The 17,659-nt window shown below is 61.3% G+C and carries 21 protein-coding genes and 2 tRNA genes; 11 read left to right on the top strand and 12 right to left on the bottom strand.

The window, feature by feature from the left end:
- Positions 1-211: 211 nt before the first annotated feature.
- The 3 genes from BGP85_RS08550 to BGP85_RS08540 form a co-directional block, all read right to left on the bottom strand.
- Positions 212-1,132 (bottom strand): c-type cytochrome, encoded by a 921-nt coding sequence (locus BGP85_RS08550; RefSeq protein WP_103446767.1) that lies wholly within the window; start codon positions 1,130-1,132, stop codon positions 212-214.
- The gene (locus tag BGP85_RS08545; protein ID WP_103446766.1) at positions 1,129-1,779 is read right to left on the bottom strand and encodes a c-type cytochrome; all 651 of its coding nucleotides are present in this window, start codon (positions 1,777-1,779) and stop codon (positions 1,129-1,131) included. Before BGP85_RS08545 ends, BGP85_RS08550 begins: the two co-directional genes overlap by 4 nt.
- A gap of 145 nt (positions 1,780-1,924) precedes the next feature.
- Positions 1,925-2,284 (bottom strand): hypothetical protein, encoded by a 360-nt coding sequence (locus tag BGP85_RS08540; protein WP_103446765.1) that lies wholly within the window; start codon positions 2,282-2,284, stop codon positions 1,925-1,927.
- A 159-nt stretch (positions 2,285-2,443) separates the two neighbouring features.
- Between BGP85_RS08540 and BGP85_RS08535 the strand changes: the two genes are divergently transcribed.
- The 8 genes from BGP85_RS08535 to csrA all read left to right on the top strand — a co-directional run bounded on the left by BGP85_RS08535 (position 2,444) and on the right by csrA (position 8,250).
- Positions 2,444-2,746, top strand: a complete 303-nt coding sequence (locus BGP85_RS08535; RefSeq protein ID WP_008090281.1) for a DUF1883 domain-containing protein — start codon at positions 2,444-2,446, stop codon at positions 2,744-2,746.
- Between the two features lie 8 nt (positions 2,747-2,754).
- Positions 2,755-2,925 carry a hypothetical protein gene (locus BGP85_RS28865; protein WP_181004470.1) on the top strand — a complete coding sequence of 57 codons (171 nt, stop codon included), beginning with the start codon at positions 2,755-2,757 and terminating at the stop codon, positions 2,923-2,925.
- Positions 2,926-2,949: 24 nt separating this feature from the next.
- The gene (locus BGP85_RS08530; protein ID WP_103446764.1) at positions 2,950-4,026 is read left to right on the top strand and encodes an NAD(P)H-dependent flavin oxidoreductase; all 1,077 of its coding nucleotides are present in this window, start codon (positions 2,950-2,952) and stop codon (positions 4,024-4,026) included.
- A gap of 160 nt (positions 4,027-4,186) precedes the next feature.
- Positions 4,187-4,945, top strand: coding sequence for a molybdate ABC transporter substrate-binding protein (gene modA / locus BGP85_RS08525; RefSeq protein WP_103446763.1), 759 nt, complete (start codon positions 4,187-4,189; stop codon positions 4,943-4,945).
- Positions 4,945-5,625: a molybdate ABC transporter permease subunit gene (gene modB / locus BGP85_RS08520; RefSeq protein WP_103446762.1), complete on the top strand. Its 681-nt coding sequence runs from the start codon at positions 4,945-4,947 to the stop codon at positions 5,623-5,625. The genes modA and modB overlap by 1 nt, the downstream gene beginning before the upstream one ends.
- Before the next feature lies 1 nt (position 5,626).
- Positions 5,627-6,718, top strand: coding sequence for a molybdenum ABC transporter ATP-binding protein (gene modC / locus BGP85_RS08515; protein ID WP_103446761.1), 1,092 nt, complete (start codon positions 5,627-5,629; stop codon positions 6,716-6,718).
- Positions 6,719-6,775: 57 nt separating this feature from the next.
- A complete protein-coding gene (locus tag BGP85_RS08510; protein WP_103446760.1) occupies positions 6,776-7,798 on the top strand; it encodes a DNA topoisomerase IB in 1,023 nt (340 codons plus the stop codon).
- A 254-nt stretch (positions 7,799-8,052) separates the two neighbouring features.
- Entirely contained in the window at positions 8,053-8,250 is a 198-nt protein-coding gene (gene csrA / locus BGP85_RS08505) for a carbon storage regulator CsrA (RefSeq protein ID WP_012315047.1), read from the top strand.
- A gap of 68 nt (positions 8,251-8,318) precedes the next feature.
- On the opposite strand, the gene BGP85_RS08500 is transcribed toward csrA, so the two are convergent.
- From BGP85_RS08500 to BGP85_RS08485, 4 genes are all read right to left on the bottom strand, one after another.
- Positions 8,319-8,672 (bottom strand): response regulator, encoded by a 354-nt coding sequence (locus BGP85_RS08500; RefSeq protein WP_103446759.1) that lies wholly within the window; start codon positions 8,670-8,672, stop codon positions 8,319-8,321.
- Between the two features lie 12 nt (positions 8,673-8,684).
- Positions 8,685-10,130: an ATPase domain-containing protein gene (locus BGP85_RS08495; RefSeq protein ID WP_103446758.1), complete on the bottom strand. Its 1,446-nt coding sequence runs from the start codon at positions 10,128-10,130 to the stop codon at positions 8,685-8,687.
- Between the two features lie 5 nt (positions 10,131-10,135).
- The gene (locus BGP85_RS08490) at positions 10,136-11,296 is read right to left on the bottom strand and encodes a two-component system sensor histidine kinase NtrB (RefSeq protein ID WP_103446757.1); all 1,161 of its coding nucleotides are present in this window, start codon (positions 11,294-11,296) and stop codon (positions 10,136-10,138) included.
- 84 nt (positions 11,297-11,380) lie between these two features.
- Positions 11,381-11,665 carry a hypothetical protein gene (locus BGP85_RS08485; RefSeq protein ID WP_181004469.1) on the bottom strand — a complete coding sequence of 95 codons (285 nt, stop codon included), beginning with the start codon at positions 11,663-11,665 and terminating at the stop codon, positions 11,381-11,383.
- Positions 11,666-11,869: 204 nt separating this feature from the next.
- Here BGP85_RS08485 and BGP85_RS08480 point away from each other — a divergent pair.
- A tRNA-Leu gene (locus BGP85_RS08480) sits at positions 11,870-11,954 on the top strand.
- Positions 11,955-12,058: 104 nt separating this feature from the next.
- Entirely contained in the window at positions 12,059-12,472 is a 414-nt protein-coding gene (locus BGP85_RS08475) for a DoxX family protein (RefSeq protein ID WP_103446756.1), read from the top strand.
- 1 nt (position 12,473) lies between these two features.
- On the opposite strand, the gene BGP85_RS08470 is transcribed toward BGP85_RS08475, so the two are convergent.
- Positions 12,474-12,668, bottom strand: coding sequence for a hypothetical protein (locus BGP85_RS08470; RefSeq protein ID WP_103446755.1), 195 nt, complete (start codon positions 12,666-12,668; stop codon positions 12,474-12,476).
- Positions 12,669-13,283: 615 nt separating this feature from the next.
- Here BGP85_RS08470 and BGP85_RS08465 point away from each other — a divergent pair.
- Complete coding sequence (locus BGP85_RS08465; RefSeq protein ID WP_103446754.1) at positions 13,284-13,958, top strand: polysaccharide lyase family 7 protein; 675 nt, start codon at positions 13,284-13,286, stop codon at positions 13,956-13,958.
- A gap of 807 nt (positions 13,959-14,765) precedes the next feature.
- Here BGP85_RS08465 and BGP85_RS08460 read toward each other — a convergent pair.
- The 4 genes from BGP85_RS08460 to sohB all read right to left on the bottom strand — a co-directional run bounded on the left by BGP85_RS08460 (position 14,766) and on the right by sohB (position 17,625).
- Complete coding sequence (locus tag BGP85_RS08460) at positions 14,766-15,215, bottom strand: GNAT family N-acetyltransferase (protein ID WP_103446753.1); 450 nt, start codon at positions 15,213-15,215, stop codon at positions 14,766-14,768.
- Positions 15,216-15,658: 443 nt separating this feature from the next.
- A complete protein-coding gene (locus tag BGP85_RS29190; RefSeq protein ID WP_103446752.1) occupies positions 15,659-15,958 on the bottom strand; it encodes a hypothetical protein in 300 nt (99 codons plus the stop codon).
- Between the two features lie 420 nt (positions 15,959-16,378).
- Positions 16,379-16,452 (bottom strand) — tRNA-Cys (locus BGP85_RS08450).
- Positions 16,453-16,605: 153 nt separating this feature from the next.
- Positions 16,606-17,625: a protease SohB gene (gene sohB, locus BGP85_RS08445; RefSeq protein ID WP_103446751.1), complete on the bottom strand. Its 1,020-nt coding sequence runs from the start codon at positions 17,623-17,625 to the stop codon at positions 16,606-16,608.
- Positions 17,626-17,659: the final 34 nt, after the last annotated feature.

The raw sequence follows: 17,659 nt of genomic DNA, 5'->3' as shown, positions 1-17,659 counted from the left end.
CTTAAACATAGGCGAGGCCTGTGGAATTCGGCGCAGTCTAATCAGGCGGCATGCAGCTTACAATGCCCTGCCTGTGATGACCGCTGCCATGATAGAGATAACCCAGTGTAGATAGTTCCAAAAAGTTCGTGAAAATCCCGTCATCCGGCCCTTGCGCGGCCCTGTGGAAAGCACCGCGCAAGGGCTCGCATAGCGCCGCCGCAACGCCCGCTCAGCTACCCGTGCCCTGCCCGATCATCACCCCGTCGACCTGCTGGCCATACAGGTTGACGCCGTCGTTGGCATGGAATTTCAGCCGTGTTTTTTCGATGGAGCCCTCGATCAGGCGTGGGTCCTGGGGGCGCTCGTGGCGGTTGACCCAGGCGGCCACGTCCCAGGCCTGCTGATCGCTCAGGCTGCCCGGTTTGCCCAAGGGCATGTTGTACTTGATGAACGATGCTGCGGTATTGATCCGGTGCATGCCCGCGCCCCAGTTGTAGGAGTCCTTGCCCCAGAGTGGCGGCATTACGTATTCACCGGCCACCTTCTGCCCCTCACCGTTGTCGCCGTGGCAGATGGCGCATTGTTCACGGTAGACCTGCTGGCCACGCTTGAAGTCATAGCCCCCCTTTGGCTGCGCCACCTCGGGGTATCCGCGCCCGGCAATTTCCACGCCGGTGGGGGCCTTGGTCGAAAGCCAGTAGGCATATACGGCGAGCGCGGTCATCTGCGGGCTGTCGGCGGCCGGCGGCTTGCCGTTCATGCTGAACTGGAAACAGCCCTGGATACGCTCGGCGAAGGTGTTCACCTTGTCGTTCTTCTTGCGGTAAGCCGGGTACATCGGATAGGCACCCCACAGCGGCGCGGAATGCGCCAGGCGGCCCTGGTCGAGGTGGCAGTTGCTGCAGTTCATGCCATTGCCCACCGCCTCAGGCATCAACCGACGGGTATCGACAAACAACGCGTGGCCCTCGCGGACCATCTTGCCGAAGGCATTGTCCGGCAGCTCGCTTTCGGCAGGTGGGGCGAATTGTGGTGCGGCCTGGGCAGCGGGGACCTTCAGTTGCGACTGGTCTTCCATGGCGATGGGCGCCTGATTGGCAAAGGCAGTTGTCGTGGCCAGCAGCAGTAACGTTGGCAGCAAGGTTTTCATGGCTTGACCTCCGGGCTGGCGGGATGGGCGAAGTACTCGGCAATCGCCTTGACTTCGGCGTCGGTCATGGCCTTGGCCACGCCTGCCATCAGCTGGTTGGGGTCATTGCTGCGGCTGCCGTCGCGCCAGCCGTTGAGCTGCGCCACAAGGTAGGCGGCGGGCTGCCCGGCCAGCGGCGGGAAGTGCTCGCCGACACCGCTGCCGCCTGGGCCATGGCACTGCACGCATCCGGGGATCTGCCGGCTCCAGTCGCCATATAGGGCCAGGCGTTCGGTGGGGTTGCTCGCGATCTGCTGGCGATGCAGGTCTGGCGCAGGATCACCCGGCAGACCAGCCAGGTAATGGCTGACGGCCTCGATCTCATCTTCGCTCAGGGCTTTGGCCAGTGGTGCCATGACCGGCTGCTGGCGGCTGCCAGTGCGCCAGTCATGCAGCTGCTTACTCAGGTAACCGGCCGGCAGGCCAGCCAGGCGGGGGAACCCTGCGGCGGCAATACCCTTGCCGTCCGGGCCATGGCAGCCCAGGCAGGCCATGGCGGCGGGCTTGGCCCCGCCCTGGGTGAAGACTTTCTGGCCATCGGCGGCATGCGCCGCAGGCCAGGCCAGGATCAGCAGGCTGCCGATCACGACGCGACTCAACGGTGTCATCACGAATCTCCATTTCTTTTGTTATAAGCTTAGGCTTAAAAAACATAAGCAAATGGATACTAGCCCTGTCAGGGAATTCGCAACAACGCCCAAGCCGACCACCGGCTGGCAATTGGCCTGCTAACCACCGATCCGTTGAGCCAGATCAACTGCCAGAGATGCACTCCGTCGTTGCCTCGCGTACATCACCCGGGCGCAACGGGAAGTTGTTCAGCCGCTCATGCAGCTTGATGCTGCTGCCGCTGCCGCGCTTGTGGATATCGAGCAAGGCTGCCGGCCCGGCACCTGCCGTGAGCTTTTGCGGCACGATCAGGCGCAAGCCGTCATTGCGTTGCTCTTCCACCAACGGGTCACGGCTTTTGGCCAGGTGCGCCTTGACGCAATCGGCGTATTCACGCGGCGTCTTGCCAGACATGACGTCCATGGTTTCATGGGATTGCTCAAGTTCCGAAACACTGACACAACCACCCAACGCCAGGAACAACGCCGCCACCATCCACTTCATTTCCCGCACCTCGACTGACAAGAGAGCGTAGGACAACGGCCAGGCGGTTTTGCTCCCCGCTTTGGCCGTTTTATCTGCCAGGTGCCATCAGGCGCGGCAGTACAAGCCGACATCGTGGTATCGTTCGCGTTTGCAGAACCAATCTTTGCGGAGCACCCCATGAAATTCGTACACCAGCGCGAGCACCTCAACGAGGACGATATCGTCGTCATCGAGTGCTCCCAGCGCTGCAACATCCGCCTGATGAACGACGCCAACTTCCGCAGCTTCAAGAACGGCGGCCGGCACACCTACCACGGTGGCCACTTCGAGCGCTTCCCGGCCAAGATCACCGTGCCGAGCACCGGTTTCTGGAACATCACCATCGATACCGTGACCACCCGCCCGATCTCGGTAACGCGCAAGCCGACCCTGACCCACAAGATCAAGATCATCCGCCGCTCGTCGTCGAAACTCGGATAAGGCCTACCATGACCCAGAACATCAAGTACGTCATCAAGTACAAGCTCGACGGCCAGCGCCGCTGGGACTTCGCCGTGATGGCCGGCGCCTCGCACGAACAGGCCATGGAAGCCCTGCGCAAGATCCACGGCGAAGACGCCGAAAAGATCAGCGACATTCAGGTGAGCAAAGCACTGTAAGGCAGCAGCGACAAGGAGAAGCGCATGAGCAACTGGCCCGACCGTCGTATCCTCGATCTGCTGGGCATCGAGTTGCCCATTCTGCAGGCGCCGATGGCCGGTGCCAGCGGTTCGGCCATGGCCATTGCCGTAGCCATGGCGGGTGGCCTGGGTGCCCTGCCCTGCGCCATGCTCACCGGCGACCAGCTACGGGGCGAGATCAAAGCCTTCCGCACGGCCTGCCCTGGCCAGCCGCTGAACCTGAACTTCTTCTGCCACCAGCCTCCAGCACCCGACCCCGAGCGCGACGCCCGCTGGAAGCAGGCACTTAAAGCCTACTACGCCGAAGTCGGCGCCGACTTCGATGCACCTACGCCTGTTTCCAACCGCGCGCCCTTCGATGAGCAGAGCTGCCTGCTGGTCGAGCAGTTGCGCCCGGAGGTGGTGAGTTTCCACTTCGGCTTGCCGCAAACTGCACTGCTGCAGCGGGTCAAGGCCACGGGCGCCAAGGTGCTGTCCAGTGCCACTACGGTGGAAGAAGCGCTGTGGCTCGAAGCCAATGGCTGCGATGCGATCATCGCCATGGGCTATGAAGCCGGCGGTCATCGCGGCATGTTCCTCAGCGACGACATCACCAGCCAGATCGGCACCTTCGCGCTGGTGCCGCAAATTGCCGATGCCGTGCGCTTGCCGGTGATCGCTGCTGGCGGCATCGGCGACCATCGTGGCCTGGTGGCGGCCCTGGCCCTGGGTGCCAGCGCAGTACAGATCGGTACAGCCTACCTGTTCTGCCCGGAGGCCAAGGTCTCCCCTGCCCACCGCCGTGCACTGGACACCGCACCAGCCAGCGACACCGCGTTGACCAACCTGTTCACCGGGCGCCCTGCACGCGGCATCAACAACCGCATCATGCGTGAGCTGGGGCCGATGAGCGAACTGGCGCCGCGCTTCCCCCTGGCTGGTGGCGCGCTGATGCCGCTGCGCGCGATTACCGATGCGCAGGGCAACAGTGATTTCAGCAACCTGTGGTCAGGACAGGCACTGCGCCTGGGCCGACCTATGCCGGCTGAGCAACTGACCAGGGAGATAGCCTCCAAGGCATTGGCGCAGATTGCTCGATAAGGCTTTGAAACCGCGCTGCCTCTTCGCTGGTATACCCGCGAAGAGTCCGGCACTGACAGAACATCACTTCCAGGTTACCCCCCTCCAGCCCCTTCCCGACAAATGGCCTATCGCTATATAGTCCGCACCATAACGATAACCACCTCAAGGAGCTGTCTTCATGCGCATCCGTCTGTACCACTTGAGCGCCATCACCCTGGCCAGCCTGTTCTCCCTCAACAGCGCCTGGGCCGACGAAGTGCAGGTTGCGGTCGCCGCGAACTTCACCGCGCCGATCCAGGCCATCGCCAAGGACTTCGAGAAAGATACCGGCCACAAGCTGGTCGCTGCCTACGGCGCCACCGGGCAGTTCTACGCGCAGATCAAGAACGGCGCGCCGTTCGAAGTGTTCCTCGCCGCCGACGACAGCACCCCAAAGAAGCTGGAAGAGGAAAAGGAAATCGTCCCGGGCTCGCGCTTTACCTACGCCACCGGCACCCTGGCCCTGTGGTCGGCCAAGCCTGGCTATGTGGATGACAAGGGTGAGGTACTGAAGAAGAACCAGTTCCAGCATCTGTCCATCGCCAACCCGAAAGCCGCCCCTTACGGCTTGGCCGCCACCCAGGTGCTGGACAAGCTGAAGCTGACCGAGGCCACCAAGGCCAAGATCGTCGAAGGCCAGAACATCACCCAGGCCTACCAGTTCGTCTCCACCGGCAACGCCGAGCTGGGCTTCGTCGCACTGTCGCAGATCTACAAGGACGGCAAGGTTGAAAGCGGTTCGGCCTGGATCGTCCCGGCCAACCTGCACGAGCCGATCCTGCAGGATGCGGTCATTCTCAGCAAAGGCAAGGACAACCCGGCTGCCAAGGCCCTGGTCGACTACCTGAAAGGCCCGAAAGCCGCAGCGGTGATCAAGTCCTACGGTTATGAAATCTGATGCCACTGGACGCCAGTGACTTCGGCGCGGTCTGGCTGACCATCAAACTGGCCAGCCTGACCACGCTGATCCTGCTGATCGTCGGCACGCCCATCGCCTGGTGGCTGGCGCGCACGCGCTCGTGGCTGCGCGGGCCGGTGGGCGCGGTGGTGGCACTGCCACTGGTGCTGCCGCCGACGGTGATTGGTTTCTACCTGCTGATCGCCCTCGGCCCGCACGGCTGGCTCGGCCAGGCTACCCAGGCCATGGGCCTGGGTACCGTGGTGTTCAGCTTCACGGGCCTGGTAATCGGCTCGACGGTGTACTCCATGCCCTTCGTGGTGCAGCCGCTGCAAAACGCCTTCGCCGCCATCGGCCAGCGCCCGCTGGAAGTGGCCGCGACCCTGCGTGCCAGCCCCTGGGACACGTTCGTGCATGTGGTGCTGCCGCTGGCCCGGCCTGGCTTCGTCACCGCCAGCATCCTCGGCTTTGCCCATACCGTGGGCGAGTTCGGCGTGGTGCTGATGATCGGTGGCAACATCCCCGACAAAACCCGCGTGGTCTCGGTGCAAATCTTCGATCACGTCGAGGCCATGGAATATTCGCAAGCCCACTGGCTGGCCGGTGCCATGCTGGTGTTCTCGTTCCTGATACTGCTCCTGCTCTACGCCGGGCGCCGTAGCAAAGCTGGCTGGAGCTGAAATGAGCGGATCGATTGTGGCGCGCCTGAAGCTGGCGCGCGACGACTTCACCCTGGACGTTGACCTGAACCTGCCGGGCCGCGGCATCAGCGCGCTGTTTGGCCATTCCGGTTCGGGCAAGACCTCGTGCCTGCGCTGCCTGGCCGGGCTGGAACGGGCGGCCAGTGCCTATATCGAGGTCAACGGCGAGGTCTGGGAGGACAGCGCCCACGCTCACTTCCTGGCACCGCACCTGCGGCCGGTGGGCTACGTGTTCCAGGAGGCCAGCTTGTTTGCGCACCTGTCGGTGCGCGGCAACCTGGAATTCGGCTGGCGGCGCATCGCCCCGACCGAGCGCAAGGTCAGCCTTGAGCAGGCCTGCCAACTGCTGGGCATCGGCCACCTGCTCGAACGCAAGCCGGCCACCTTGTCGGGCGGCGAAGCCCAGCGGGTCGGCATTGCCCGCGCATTGCTCAGCAGCCCGCGCCTGTTGCTGATGGACGAACCGCTGGCCGCACTCGATGGGCCACGCAAGCGCGAGATCCTGCCGTACCTCGAACGCCTGCACGACGAACTGGACATCCCTCTTATCTATGTCAGCCATGCCCAGGACGAAGTGGCACGGCTGGCCGACCACCTGGTACTGCTGGAGCAAGGCCGGGCCATGGCCAGTGGGCCGATCGGCGAGACCCTGGCCCGCCTCGACCTGTCGCTGGCCCAAGGCGAGGACGCCGGGGTGGTCTTCGAGGGCATGGTCGTCGGTCACGACCCGCACTACGACCTGCTCGACCTGCGCCTGCCCGGCAGTGACGCACTTTTGCTGCGCATCGCCCACCCCGCGCACAGCATGGGCAGCACCTTGCGGGTCAAGGTCCAGGCCCGGGATGTGAGCCTGGCACTGCGCGCCGACAGCACCTCGAGCATTCTCAACCGCCTGCCGGTGCGAGTGCGCGAAGCGCGCCCGGCGGACAACCCGGCGCATGTACTGGTAAGCCTGGATGCCGGCGGCAACGCCTTGCTGGCGCGCATCACCCGGTTCTCGGCGGACCAGCTCGGCCTGCACTCGGGCCAGGCGCTGTTCGCCCAGATCAAGTCGGTGGCACTGCTGGGCTGAGCATCATCGCCGTGGCCGTTGTCCACTGATCAGTGACCTGATCGAGGCCTGCCACCGATGCTCGACTGCCCTCTTCCACCCAGCCTGCACTATGTCGACGACAGCCAGCCGGGGCTGACCCGGCGTCGCTGGCGCGACCGTTTCATCTACCTCGATGACCAGGGGCGACGCATCCGCGACCAGGAGACCCTGGCGCGAATCGCCGCGCTGGTCATCCCGCCGGCCTACACCGATGTCTGGATCTGCAGCGACCCGCGGGGCCACCTGCAAGCCACCGGCCGCGATGCCCGAGGCCGCAAGCAATACCGCTACCACGCGCAATGGCGCGAACTGCGCGACCAGCACAAGTATGGGCGCATGCTGGCCTTTGCCCAGGCCCTGCCCAAGCTGCGGGCACAACTGGAAGCGCATCTCGCCCGCCCGGGTCTTGACCGGGAAAAGGTCATGGCGCTGGTGGTGAGCCTGCTCGACCACACACTCATCCGCATCGGCAACCAGCGCTATCTGCGCGACAACCAGTCCTACGGCCTGACCACGCTGCGCAATCGCCACGTCGAGGTGAAAGGCAGCACCGTACGCTTCCAGTTCCGTGGCAAGCGCGGTGTCGAGCACAACGTCACGCTGCGTGACCGGCGCCTGGCCAACCTGCTCAAGCGCTGTATGGAATTGCCCGGGCAGGCCCTGTTCCAGTACCTGGATGAAGACGGCCAGCGGCACAGCATCGGCTCCAGCGAGGTCAACCAGTTCCTGCAGCAACTGACCGGCGCCGACTTCACCGCCAAGGACTACCGCACCTGGGCAGGAAGCAGCCTGGCCCTGAGCCTGCTCAGGCCTCTGGCCTGGGAGCCGGAAAGCGAGGCCAAGCGCCAGATCGCGACCATCGTCAAGCAGGTCGCCGCTCGCCTGGGCAATACCCCGGCGGTGTGCAGGCGCTGTTATATCCATCCGGCCGTGCTCGAACATTACGCCCTCGGGCGCCTGGCCGAATTGCCTGGGCGCCGCGTGCGCAAGGGGCTGGATGCCGAAGAGGTGGCCTTGCTGCTGTTCCTCCAGGCCCTGGAAACAACAGACGATGATTGAGCCGAACTATTCGACCTATCATGCAGAGAAATTTCCCATTAAGGCCGAAGCCCCCTATTCTTGCCACCGAGCACCTTCGCCGACACGCTTAGCAGCATTTACCTCGGCACCTGCAACTAAAGACACGCAACAGAATTTGTCTTTCGGGGAATTACTATCCGCCGAAAGCGTCTTTAATGAGAAGGAAGAGGGACAAGCTCCCACCGTTGCAGCCCAATGGCCCGACGGATTTCGACATCACCAAGGAGAACTACATGCTGATACTCACCCGTAAGGTTGGCGAAAGTATCGTCATCAACGATGACATCAAAGTCACCATTCTGGGCGTAAAAGGGATGCAGGTGAGGATTGGCATCGATGCACCAAAGGATGTTCAGGTGCACCGTGAAGAAATCTTCAAGCGCATCCAGGCCGGCAGCCCGGCTCCGGAAAAGCACGACGACCAACACTGACCCGAGCCTCGCTTCAAGCCGCACGGACGCGCTTGATCGAATGGCCGGCGCAAGCCGCAACCTGAACCTCAGGTGCCGAGCAGCTCGCGCACCTTGGCGATCATCCTGTCCATGTCGAACGGCTTGTCGAAGACCGCAGCGAACAGTCTCGGGTCGGCCTTGTTGGCCTGTGCGCCGCTCATGAGAATCACTGGCAAGTCATTCAGCCCCAGTTCGTCGCGGATAGCCCGCGCCAGCTCTCCGCCGTCGAGCACTGGCATCATGTAGTCGGTGATCACCAGCTCCACTCGCTTTTCCTGCAACGCCTCCAGGGCCTTGCGCCCGTTGCTCGCCTTTTCCACCAGAAACCCTTCGTCCTCCAGGGCAAAGCCGAGGATATCGGCGATCAGGTATTCGTCATCGACGATCAGGATGGTGTTCATCGGCAGGCCCCGTCAGCCACCCCCTTGCGGCACCGGCGTGCCCGAAAGAACGCCACAGGCACCCTCGAACGCCTTGCGCAGGCTTATACCCTGTGGCCCGATGTGCAGCTCGTGCAGCGCAGGGTCGTGATGGCTGTCGCGCACCTTAAGGATCGACAGCATGCGCCGCAGTTGCGAGTCCAGCTCGACGAAGCGCATCAGCATGAGGTTGTCGACGATGCTCGACAAGTCCGGCGCCGGGGCGGTGATTTCCGAACCGAAAATATCACGCATCTCCCAGGTGAGCATGACGCTGACATCCCGGGCCCGCAGCTCACCCGCCAAGGCACGGAAGAACGCATTGAGCCGCGCCGGGTCGGTCGCCAGGCGGCTGAACGCGCCCAGGCTGTCGATCAGCACGCGCTTGCTGCCCTGCTGCTCGACCTGCTCGAGCAGGCGCGCGCCCACCTGGTCCAGCAGGCCTTCGGTGGTCGGTTGCCAGCAAAGCTGCAAGGCACCTGTGCGCTCCTGTGCGGCGAAGTCGTAACCCAGCGATGCAGCTTTCAGCCGCAGCCTCGCGGGGGTCTCGTAGAAGCCAAAATGCAAGGCCGGCTGCTCGGCGCTGGCCGCCGCCAGAAATGCCAGGCCCAGGGAGGTCTTGCCAATCCCTGAAGGCCCCATCAGCAGGCTGACCGAGCCCAATGTCAGCCCCCCGCCCAGCATTTCATCCAATGCCTCGACACCCGTGGATACCCGGCTCAGGGAGGCACTACCAAACTGGCTGGGGTGACTGTAAAGCGATTCCAGACGCGGATAGACGTGCATCCCCGCCTCATCGATCAGGCACTCGTGGCGACCGGACAATGCCCCGCTGCCCCGAGTCTTGCGCAGCTGCACATGGCGTACCGCTCGGCTACCGACCAGTTGCTCGCCCAACTCGATCACACCATCGACCATGGTGTGCTCCGGGCTGTTGTCATCCAGGCGCGCGCTGGTCAGCAGCAGCACGGTACAACCGGCGAACGCCGCATGGCCCTGCAATTCCGAGACGAACTTCTTGGTGTCCAGCGCGGTTTCCGCACGCACTCGGGCATTGAGCACGCCATCGACGATGAGCAGGCTCGCCTGTTGCTTGCTGATTTCCTGGCGCAGCAGTTTGACCACTGCATCCAGCCCTTCCTGTTCAAGGGTATCGAAGGCGCTGACGAACTGGATCTGATCACCGACCATGCCAGGGTCGAAGAACTCCATGGTCGCCAGGTACTGGAACAAGCGTTCGTGGGACTCGCTGAGCAAGGTCGCCACCAGCACCTTGCCACCTTCACGCACATGGCCGCAAGCCAACTGGTTGGCCAGGATGGTCTTGCCCGCACCGGGCGGCCCCTGAACGATGTAGGAGGCGCCCGCGACCAAGCCGCCCTTGAGCAATGCATCGAGCCCTTCGATCCCCGTGACCAGCCGTTTGAGTGCCTGCACCATGGTGGCTACCTGTCGTCTTGTGCCCCAGCATCGGGCTGATAGGCCGGAAGATACAGGCGCATGCACGTGCCCCGGCCGAGCGTGCTGTCGACACGGATGGCGCCATTGCTCTGCTTGGCAAAACCGTAGACCTGGCTGAGGCCAAGCCCGGTGCCCTTGCCAAAAGGCTTGGTGGTGAAGAACGGCTCGAAGATGCGCGGCAGCACCAGCGGGCCGATACCGTCACCACTGTCATTCACTTCGAAGCACACGAACCTGCCGTGCAGCCCCTCGACTTCGCCTGCCAGATCGACCGTGAGCACCGCCAGGTCGATCGTGCCCCGCTCACCGATCGCATCGCGCGCGTTGAACAGCAGGTTGAGCAGCACCATCTGCAGCTGCCCGATATCCACCTCGATCAGCGGCAGATCCGACTGCAAGTACTCCTGCAAGACGATTTCACGCGGCAACGCATGCTCCAGCAGGCCGCGCGTGGACTCCAGCAGCTTGGCCGGGGCGACCAGCGAGACATCGAGTTCTCGGTGACGGGCAAAGCTGAGCAGTTGTTGGGTCAGCTCGGTGCCGCGCTGCCCGGCATCGAGAATGTGCCCAAGCATGCGCTGCACCCGCTCCGGGTCCTGGCTGGCTTGCGCCAGGCGCGCCGAGCTGATGATGATGGTCAGCAGGTTGTTGAAGTCGTGCGCCAGGCCGCCGGTAAGCTGGCCCAGCGCCTCGAGCTTCTGCGCCTGGAACAGCTGGGCACGCACGGCATCGAGCTGCAGCGCGGATTCGCGCCGGTCGGTGATATCACGGGTGACCTTGGCCAGGCCGACGATCTGCCCCTGTTCGTCACGGATGACATCGAGCGCGGCCAGGGCCCAGAACTGCGTGCCGTCCTTGCGCACGCGCCAGCCTTCGTCCTGCGCCACGCCCTGCTCCAGGGCCTGCTTGAGCAGGCACTCCGGGCGCCCTTCGGCGCAATCTTGAGGAGTGAAGAACAGCGAGAAATGCCGGCCTATGACTTCTTCGGCGCGGTAGCCCTTGATCCGCTGCGCGCCTGCGTTCCAGGACACCACATGGCCGGAGGGATCAAGCATGTAGATGGCGTAATCCACAACCGATTGCACCAACTGCTCATAGCGGCTAGCGGGCATGACCGGGTGATCGATACAGTCGGCTGAAACCATGCAAACTCCACAGGCACAGCAGGAGGGATTTGGATAGCTTAGCCAAGCGTACGCTTCTTCAACAGCACACGCTGCAACAGATTATCAATGCTCGGGTTCGACCATGACCGGGCTGATTCGCCGCGGCATCGCCACTATCAGCAACCACAGGCCCACCAGCAGTATCAGGCCGCCACCCGCCAGCGCCATCAAGCGCTGCGGTTGCGGGTGCTCGGCATCGAAACCGAGCAGCAGCAGGTAACCACCGAGGGTGATCAGACTAAGGTAAAGAAAAGCGCCCAGCAGCAACACCTGCGCGAACAGCAGGCGCCAGAACAACCGGGGGCGAACAGTACGCCCGGGAAGTGCCGAGGGAGTGGAATGGGACATGGAGTCTCACTCATTGGATCCAAAGAAGTGGGCAACAGTGGCTTAATGACAGCAAGGTGTCAATTGCCCAATCGATCGACTCCCTCATCCCTTTGATCATAGGTGCTGCGATTGACTCAACTATAACAATGGGTTATAAAGCGCACTTGATTGTCAGGCCCTTCTGCCTAGAAGCGCGCCGGTCACTACGACCCTGTCAAGCGTGCGAGTGTGGTGGAATTGGTATACACAGCAGACTTAAAATCTGTCGGCGTGAGCCTTGCGGGTTCGAGTCCCGCCACTCGCACCAAACTCCTTTGAAAAGGCGCCCTTGCGGCGCCTTTTTGCTGCCCGACAGCAATCCCCCGCGCAACTGCTAGAGTGGAGCTTGTCTCCATCTACCGGTATGCCGCCATGCGCTACTCCCTGTTCGATGGTCAACGCGACATCATCCTCCTGATCGCCCGCGTTCTGCTCATGATCCTCTTCGTCCTTTCTGGCTGGGCCAAGATCACTGGCTTCGAAGGCACGGTCGGCTACATGACCTCACTGGGCGCCCCTGCCCCGATGCTGGCGGCAGCGATTGCGGTGATCATGGAGTTCGTTGTCGGCATCCTGCTGATCCTGGGCTTCTACACCCGCCCGCTGGCCTTCCTGTTTGCCCTGTTCGTGCTGGGGACCGGGCTGCTTGGCCATCCGTTCTGGAACATGGTCGACCCGGAGCGCGCTGCCAACATGACCCAGTTCCTGAAAAACCTCAGCATCTGCGGCGGCCTGCTGGTGCTGGCGGTCAGCGGCCCTGGGCGCTTCTCGGTCGACGGGCGCTGATTCAGTCGTCCAGGTCGTCGTGCCAGGCTGGGTGATCGCGCTCTTCGTCATCGAGGTCATCCAGCAGCTCTTCGTCCTCCTCGACTTCGTCTTCGGCGCCTTGGGCATCCGCTTCAGGGTCGTAGTCTTCATAGAGGAATTCATGATCGAGCAGGTGATCGTGCTCGGGTTCGTGCAGGTCGTCTTCGTCGCGCATGGTGGCTCCTGGAAATCTGGCACGCCTGTATAGGCGCATCGTTGGCCGTGGTCAATGGATTGCGGTTAATGCTGACTTAACCAGCGGGCCTCAGGCTGAAATCTCTCCCTTCAAAACGTCTGTTGCCCGCCTTCATGGCGGGCTTTTTTGCTCATGAAGAGTGTCGACACGCTATCAACGTGAACTTCACGAGTTCATGACAAGCGCTTTGGCATTCTGATCCTGCTCCGTACGTTCTTTAGGACCCGCCCCTGGTTGGCGGGTTTTTCTTTTTCCGGGTATTGGAAATGTGTACGGAAGGTTGTCGCATCCTATGCCCGAGCGCACGCAGGCGAGCCCCTCATCGCCAGAAAAACCTGAGCAAAGCCCGACCCTGAGCCGGGCTTTTCTTTGGCTTCCCCCGCAGAGCTGGGCCACTTTCTTACCTGTCATCACGCCTTACCTGTTTGCGGGGCTTGCAAAAAGATCATTCGAATGTACTGTATATACATACAGGTGTCGCGCATTCCAGATCATCCGCCTGCGCATTCACGAGTGCCCAGCCGGATGCGGAGGAACGCATCACGGTTGGAAGGCAATCGTGCCAGGCCAATGATTTTATCGTCAGGAGTATTTATGACCGTAAACATCAGCAATCTAACGATCGCTACCCCGGTGGCAGTCTCTTCAACGAACCCTGTCGCACTTGAACTCAATGGCGCCGAGGCCATCGCCGAGTTCCCCAGCGTGGTGAAGGTGCTCAGCGACGGGTCGGTTCAGTTCACGGCACCGACCAAAGGGGCTTCGAGCAAGAGCACCCACAGAACCCGTTGCGAGTGGTCGGAGACTCAGAACTGGACGCTGGGCAGCGCCCCGGATCACTGGAACCGCCAGGCCATGACCCTGACCAAGGTCAACTCGGCGCAAAAAGTCGTCGTCAGCCAGATGCACGTCAGGGGGGACGACAGCCCGCCGGTGAAGGTGTTCTGGAACAAGGGCAACATCACCCTGGGTTTCCGGACGTCCTACAACCAGACCACCCCGGTGAACAGCACGCTCCTGCAGGGCGTGCCGCTCGGTACGAAATTCGACGTGATCATTCATGCCACCTCGGCGGGTGTGGTCAAGGTGACCGCCCGGTGCAACGGCGTCTCCAGAACATCGAGTGAACTGCAGCTGGATGACAGCTGGGACACTCGCCTGTTCGAGTTCCATGGCGGGATCTACAACCAGGTCGATTACACCGATGCGACGCCGGCTGATGACGGTTCGGTGTGCATCATCAGTGAGCTTTCGCTCAGTCATGGCTGAATGCCGGGCAAAATGAAAAACCCCGCAGATTTTCATCTGCGGGGTTTCTCGAATGGGGGAGGCCGAGGTCGGAATCGAACCGGCGTAGACGGATTTACAATCCGCAATTCATTTTCTTTCTTTTCAAAAACTTACAATCTTTTCGCTTCCGCACCGATTAAGGACATCGTCGGTGGGGCCTGGACATAAATTTGCGGGTTGGGGAACAATGGATTTACCCATGCAGTTGACTGCCGCAAAGTATTTACGGCCGCTTGAATGGGACAACCTTGCGTGACATTCGCAACAATACTCGTCGTGGTATTGGCCATCAGATTTGAAAAATAGTTTGGCCTCGTTGAGGTCGGTTATTAAAAATCCCTCAGATTTCAAAATTTGTTCAAAACGATCACGTAATGAAGAGAGGGCGGTGGGAAGGTGGGGATGACTGCGAAGCTCCTTCGGGTATGGGGTCGCACTCAGTAGATCCACCGTCGCGAAAGGCTCCCCGGTTACTTTGAGCGCTTGCAACAGATGTGGGTGTACGTACGACAGACCGCTGGCAGCGTGATGCGCAATACTTTGACAGACACTACTGAGGCGGCGACGGGAAGGCATTCATTCTTCCAGATTTGGTTTGCGAGCTGCGTCGAGCTGCTGGATTCCTAGAGACCATATGGTGCCTCAAAACCTGGACAAATACCCCATGGCCGAATCGTTATAAAAATGTGTTTTCACACAGCCTGGACCCATGGCGGCCCTTGGCGCAACGCCCCTAACGGCCATTGAAGTCATTAGTGAACAGCAGCCTGGGAGTTAGGCGTCCCTTCAAATGGTCAACCGCTTCTCCATCGGTTGGTAGAACAGCCCGGCAAACTCACCCACTTCCCCTGCCAACGCAAAACCGTAACGTTCATAAGCGGCGACTGAAGATAGCGACGCTCTAACTGTTACTACATTGGCCCTGGCCTGCCCCAGAGCCGCATTCACCAAACGCCTGCCGACGCCGTGGCGCTGCCAGGCCGGCGCAACGAACAGCATTGCTACATGGCGCCCTTCCTTTAGCTCGATCAGCCCGACCAGGATTCCCTCCGCGATACAAACCAGCATTAGGTTGTCACTTGCCATTCGTTCGGCAAACGCCTTCTGAGCAGCCAGCTTTGAGAAGGTTTCCACCCCCTGGGCCGACAGCGATGGCGCAACGGCTAACATGAACGCCTCCAGGCACAGGGCATTGGCGCTTGGCAGGTCTTCCTGAGTCATCTTGCGTATCAGCATCGTCGTCGTCCGTGACTTGGGTAGGGGTATTTTTATACCCGAACATCCGCCTTTGAGATACGCAGCAATGCCTCTCTAACAGTCACTGCCATGCGCGACAGGTAACGTTATGGACTGGCAGCTTCGGGTTGGATGTTGCCCTTTGCCCCAGTCAGCGACCGGCCAGACGAGGGCATTGATTGATGGCCGCTTCTAACCGTTAGATGCCCTCAGCGAAAGGCAGTTGTGAGTCGATAGCGGTCGATGACCAACTCGCTATCAAATTGCCACCTTTCGCAAACAGCGCACAAGAAGCCGAACATCTGCCGGTACCGCTCCAAGCATGCCCGATCAGCGCCAAAACTCGCCCCGAAGATGATCGGCATCGTGCACACGCCGCAGGCCGAGTACGACGAACCCTGAAGGAGTACATCCGTACTCCATCGCTGCAACCCCTCTCCCCTCTATCCCGAGGCGGTGAGACGATCAACAGAAGACACGCCCTCCACAGCAATGCGGCGCGCACGGACGACACCCCAGGCTAGCGCCCTGGCCATCGACTCTCTGGGTCTGGAGGCAAATGCCTCCTCATGCAATGCCATACCCGATCGCGCGTAAACGCCCAGAAAAAGCTGCGTCCCTCCGGTGCGGGAAAGTCGGACCTGAACATTTATGTGGGTGCCGTCGTGCAGCGTCTCTTCATGACTTCTATGGTGAAGCGTAGGGTCCGCCCAAGCCCAGTAAACGTTGCCTCGCATGCGCATGCAGCTCTCCTCCATCGCCGGAGATGAATGGTGCAACTAGAACAGGAAGGCCCCTCATTTGTGATTAGGCCTATCCAACTAGCTTGACCACCGGCTGCGAACAAAAGCTCCATTTTTTAACCCCTCCCCCTCTGTTCACTGCCGCGATATGGCGGCCAAGGACGAAGCCATGCCTGAAAAAAAGCAACTGATTCAGCCAGTAGCCATTGAGCGTGATGAGCACGGCTTCTGGATGCGCGGCCATCCACAGACGAGGAGTTGATTTCCTACGCCTGGTTCTACGATCACCGGCTGGAAGTGGTCGGCCCGACCAAGTAGAGGGCTGATGCGGAAACGATGCATCAGGATGCGGAAACGATCTGGTTTTGTATCGCCCAAAGAAAAACCCCGCAGACGTTAATCTGCGGGGCTTTCGAATGGTGGAGGCCGAGGTCGGAATCGAACCGGCGTAGACGGATTTGCAATCCGGAGCATAACCACTTTGCTACTCGGCCTCAAAGTTCGGAGCTAGCAGCTTGCGCCTTGCTATCTCCTTGAAACACCGCACCTTTTCAAGGTTTGCTGCGTTTCGATGGGCGCCATTATGTCCGCATTCCTTTCACCTTGCAACCCCCTGAACGAAAAAAAATTTCAACGGGTTCAAGGTGTTAGCGCAAGCGCCCGAGTTTACTCCACAAACCTACCACGGTGTTCTCGACAGTGCCGCTGGCCGCCATGCCGATACGCTCCTGCAAACTCTTGCGCTCGGCATAGTGCAGGTGGAACAGGTTGGCCGTGCGGGCACGGTCGCTGAGGTATTCGTCACTGGTCTGCAGTGCATCGACCAGCTTGCGGTTCAGGGCGGCAACGCCGAGCCAGACCTCACCGGTGGCCACTTCATCGATGTGCAGCTGCGGGCGGTAGCGGGCCACGAAGTCCTTGAACAGCTGGTGAGTGATGTCCAGGTCTTCCTGGAACTTTTCCCGGCCCTTCTCGGTGTTTTCGCCAAATACGGTCAGGGTGCGCTTGTACTCGCCGGCGGTCAGAACTTCGAAATCGATGTCGTGCTTCTTCAACAGGCGGTTGACGTTGGGCAGCTGCGCCACCACACCGATCGAACCCAACACGGCGAATGGCGCGCTGACGATCTTCTCACCGATACAAGCCATCATGTACCCGCCGCTGGCCGCGACCTTGTCGATGCACACGGTGAGCGGGATGCCGGCCTGGCGGATGCGTGCCAGTTGCGAGGCGGCCAGGCCATAGCTGTGTACCAGGCCACCGCCGCTTTCCAGGCGCAGCACCACTTCATCGCGTGGGGTGGCCAGGGTCAGCAGTGCGGTGATCTCGTTTCGCAGGCTTTCGGTGGCGGAAGCCTTGATATCACCGTCGAAGTCGAGCACGAACACTCGGTCCTTCTGTTCGGCCTTGCCCTTCTTCTGCTGTTTTTCCGCCTTGGCCTGCTGCTTGCGCAGGGCCTTGAGCTGGGCCTTGTCGAGCAGGCCGCTTTCCAGACGCTCACGCAGCTCTTTATAGAATTCGTTGAGCCGGGTGACCTGCAATTGCCCACCGGCCTTGCGCCGCCCCTTGCCGCGCAAACCGGCGATGGCGGACAACACCACCAGGATGGCAATAACCAGGGTGGCGGTTTTGGCGAGAAAGCTTGCGTATTCGGCAAGAAACTCCACGTTGACTCCTTATGAACCTGCGCCAGATCGGCGC

Source organism: Pseudomonas putida (genome assembly GCF_002906855.1).
Classification (GTDB): Bacteria; Pseudomonadota; Gammaproteobacteria; order Pseudomonadales; family Pseudomonadaceae; genus Aquipseudomonas; species Aquipseudomonas putida_N.
The sequence above is the reverse complement of the archived record's forward strand: the minus strand, read 5'-3'. Positions and strand labels throughout refer to the sequence as shown.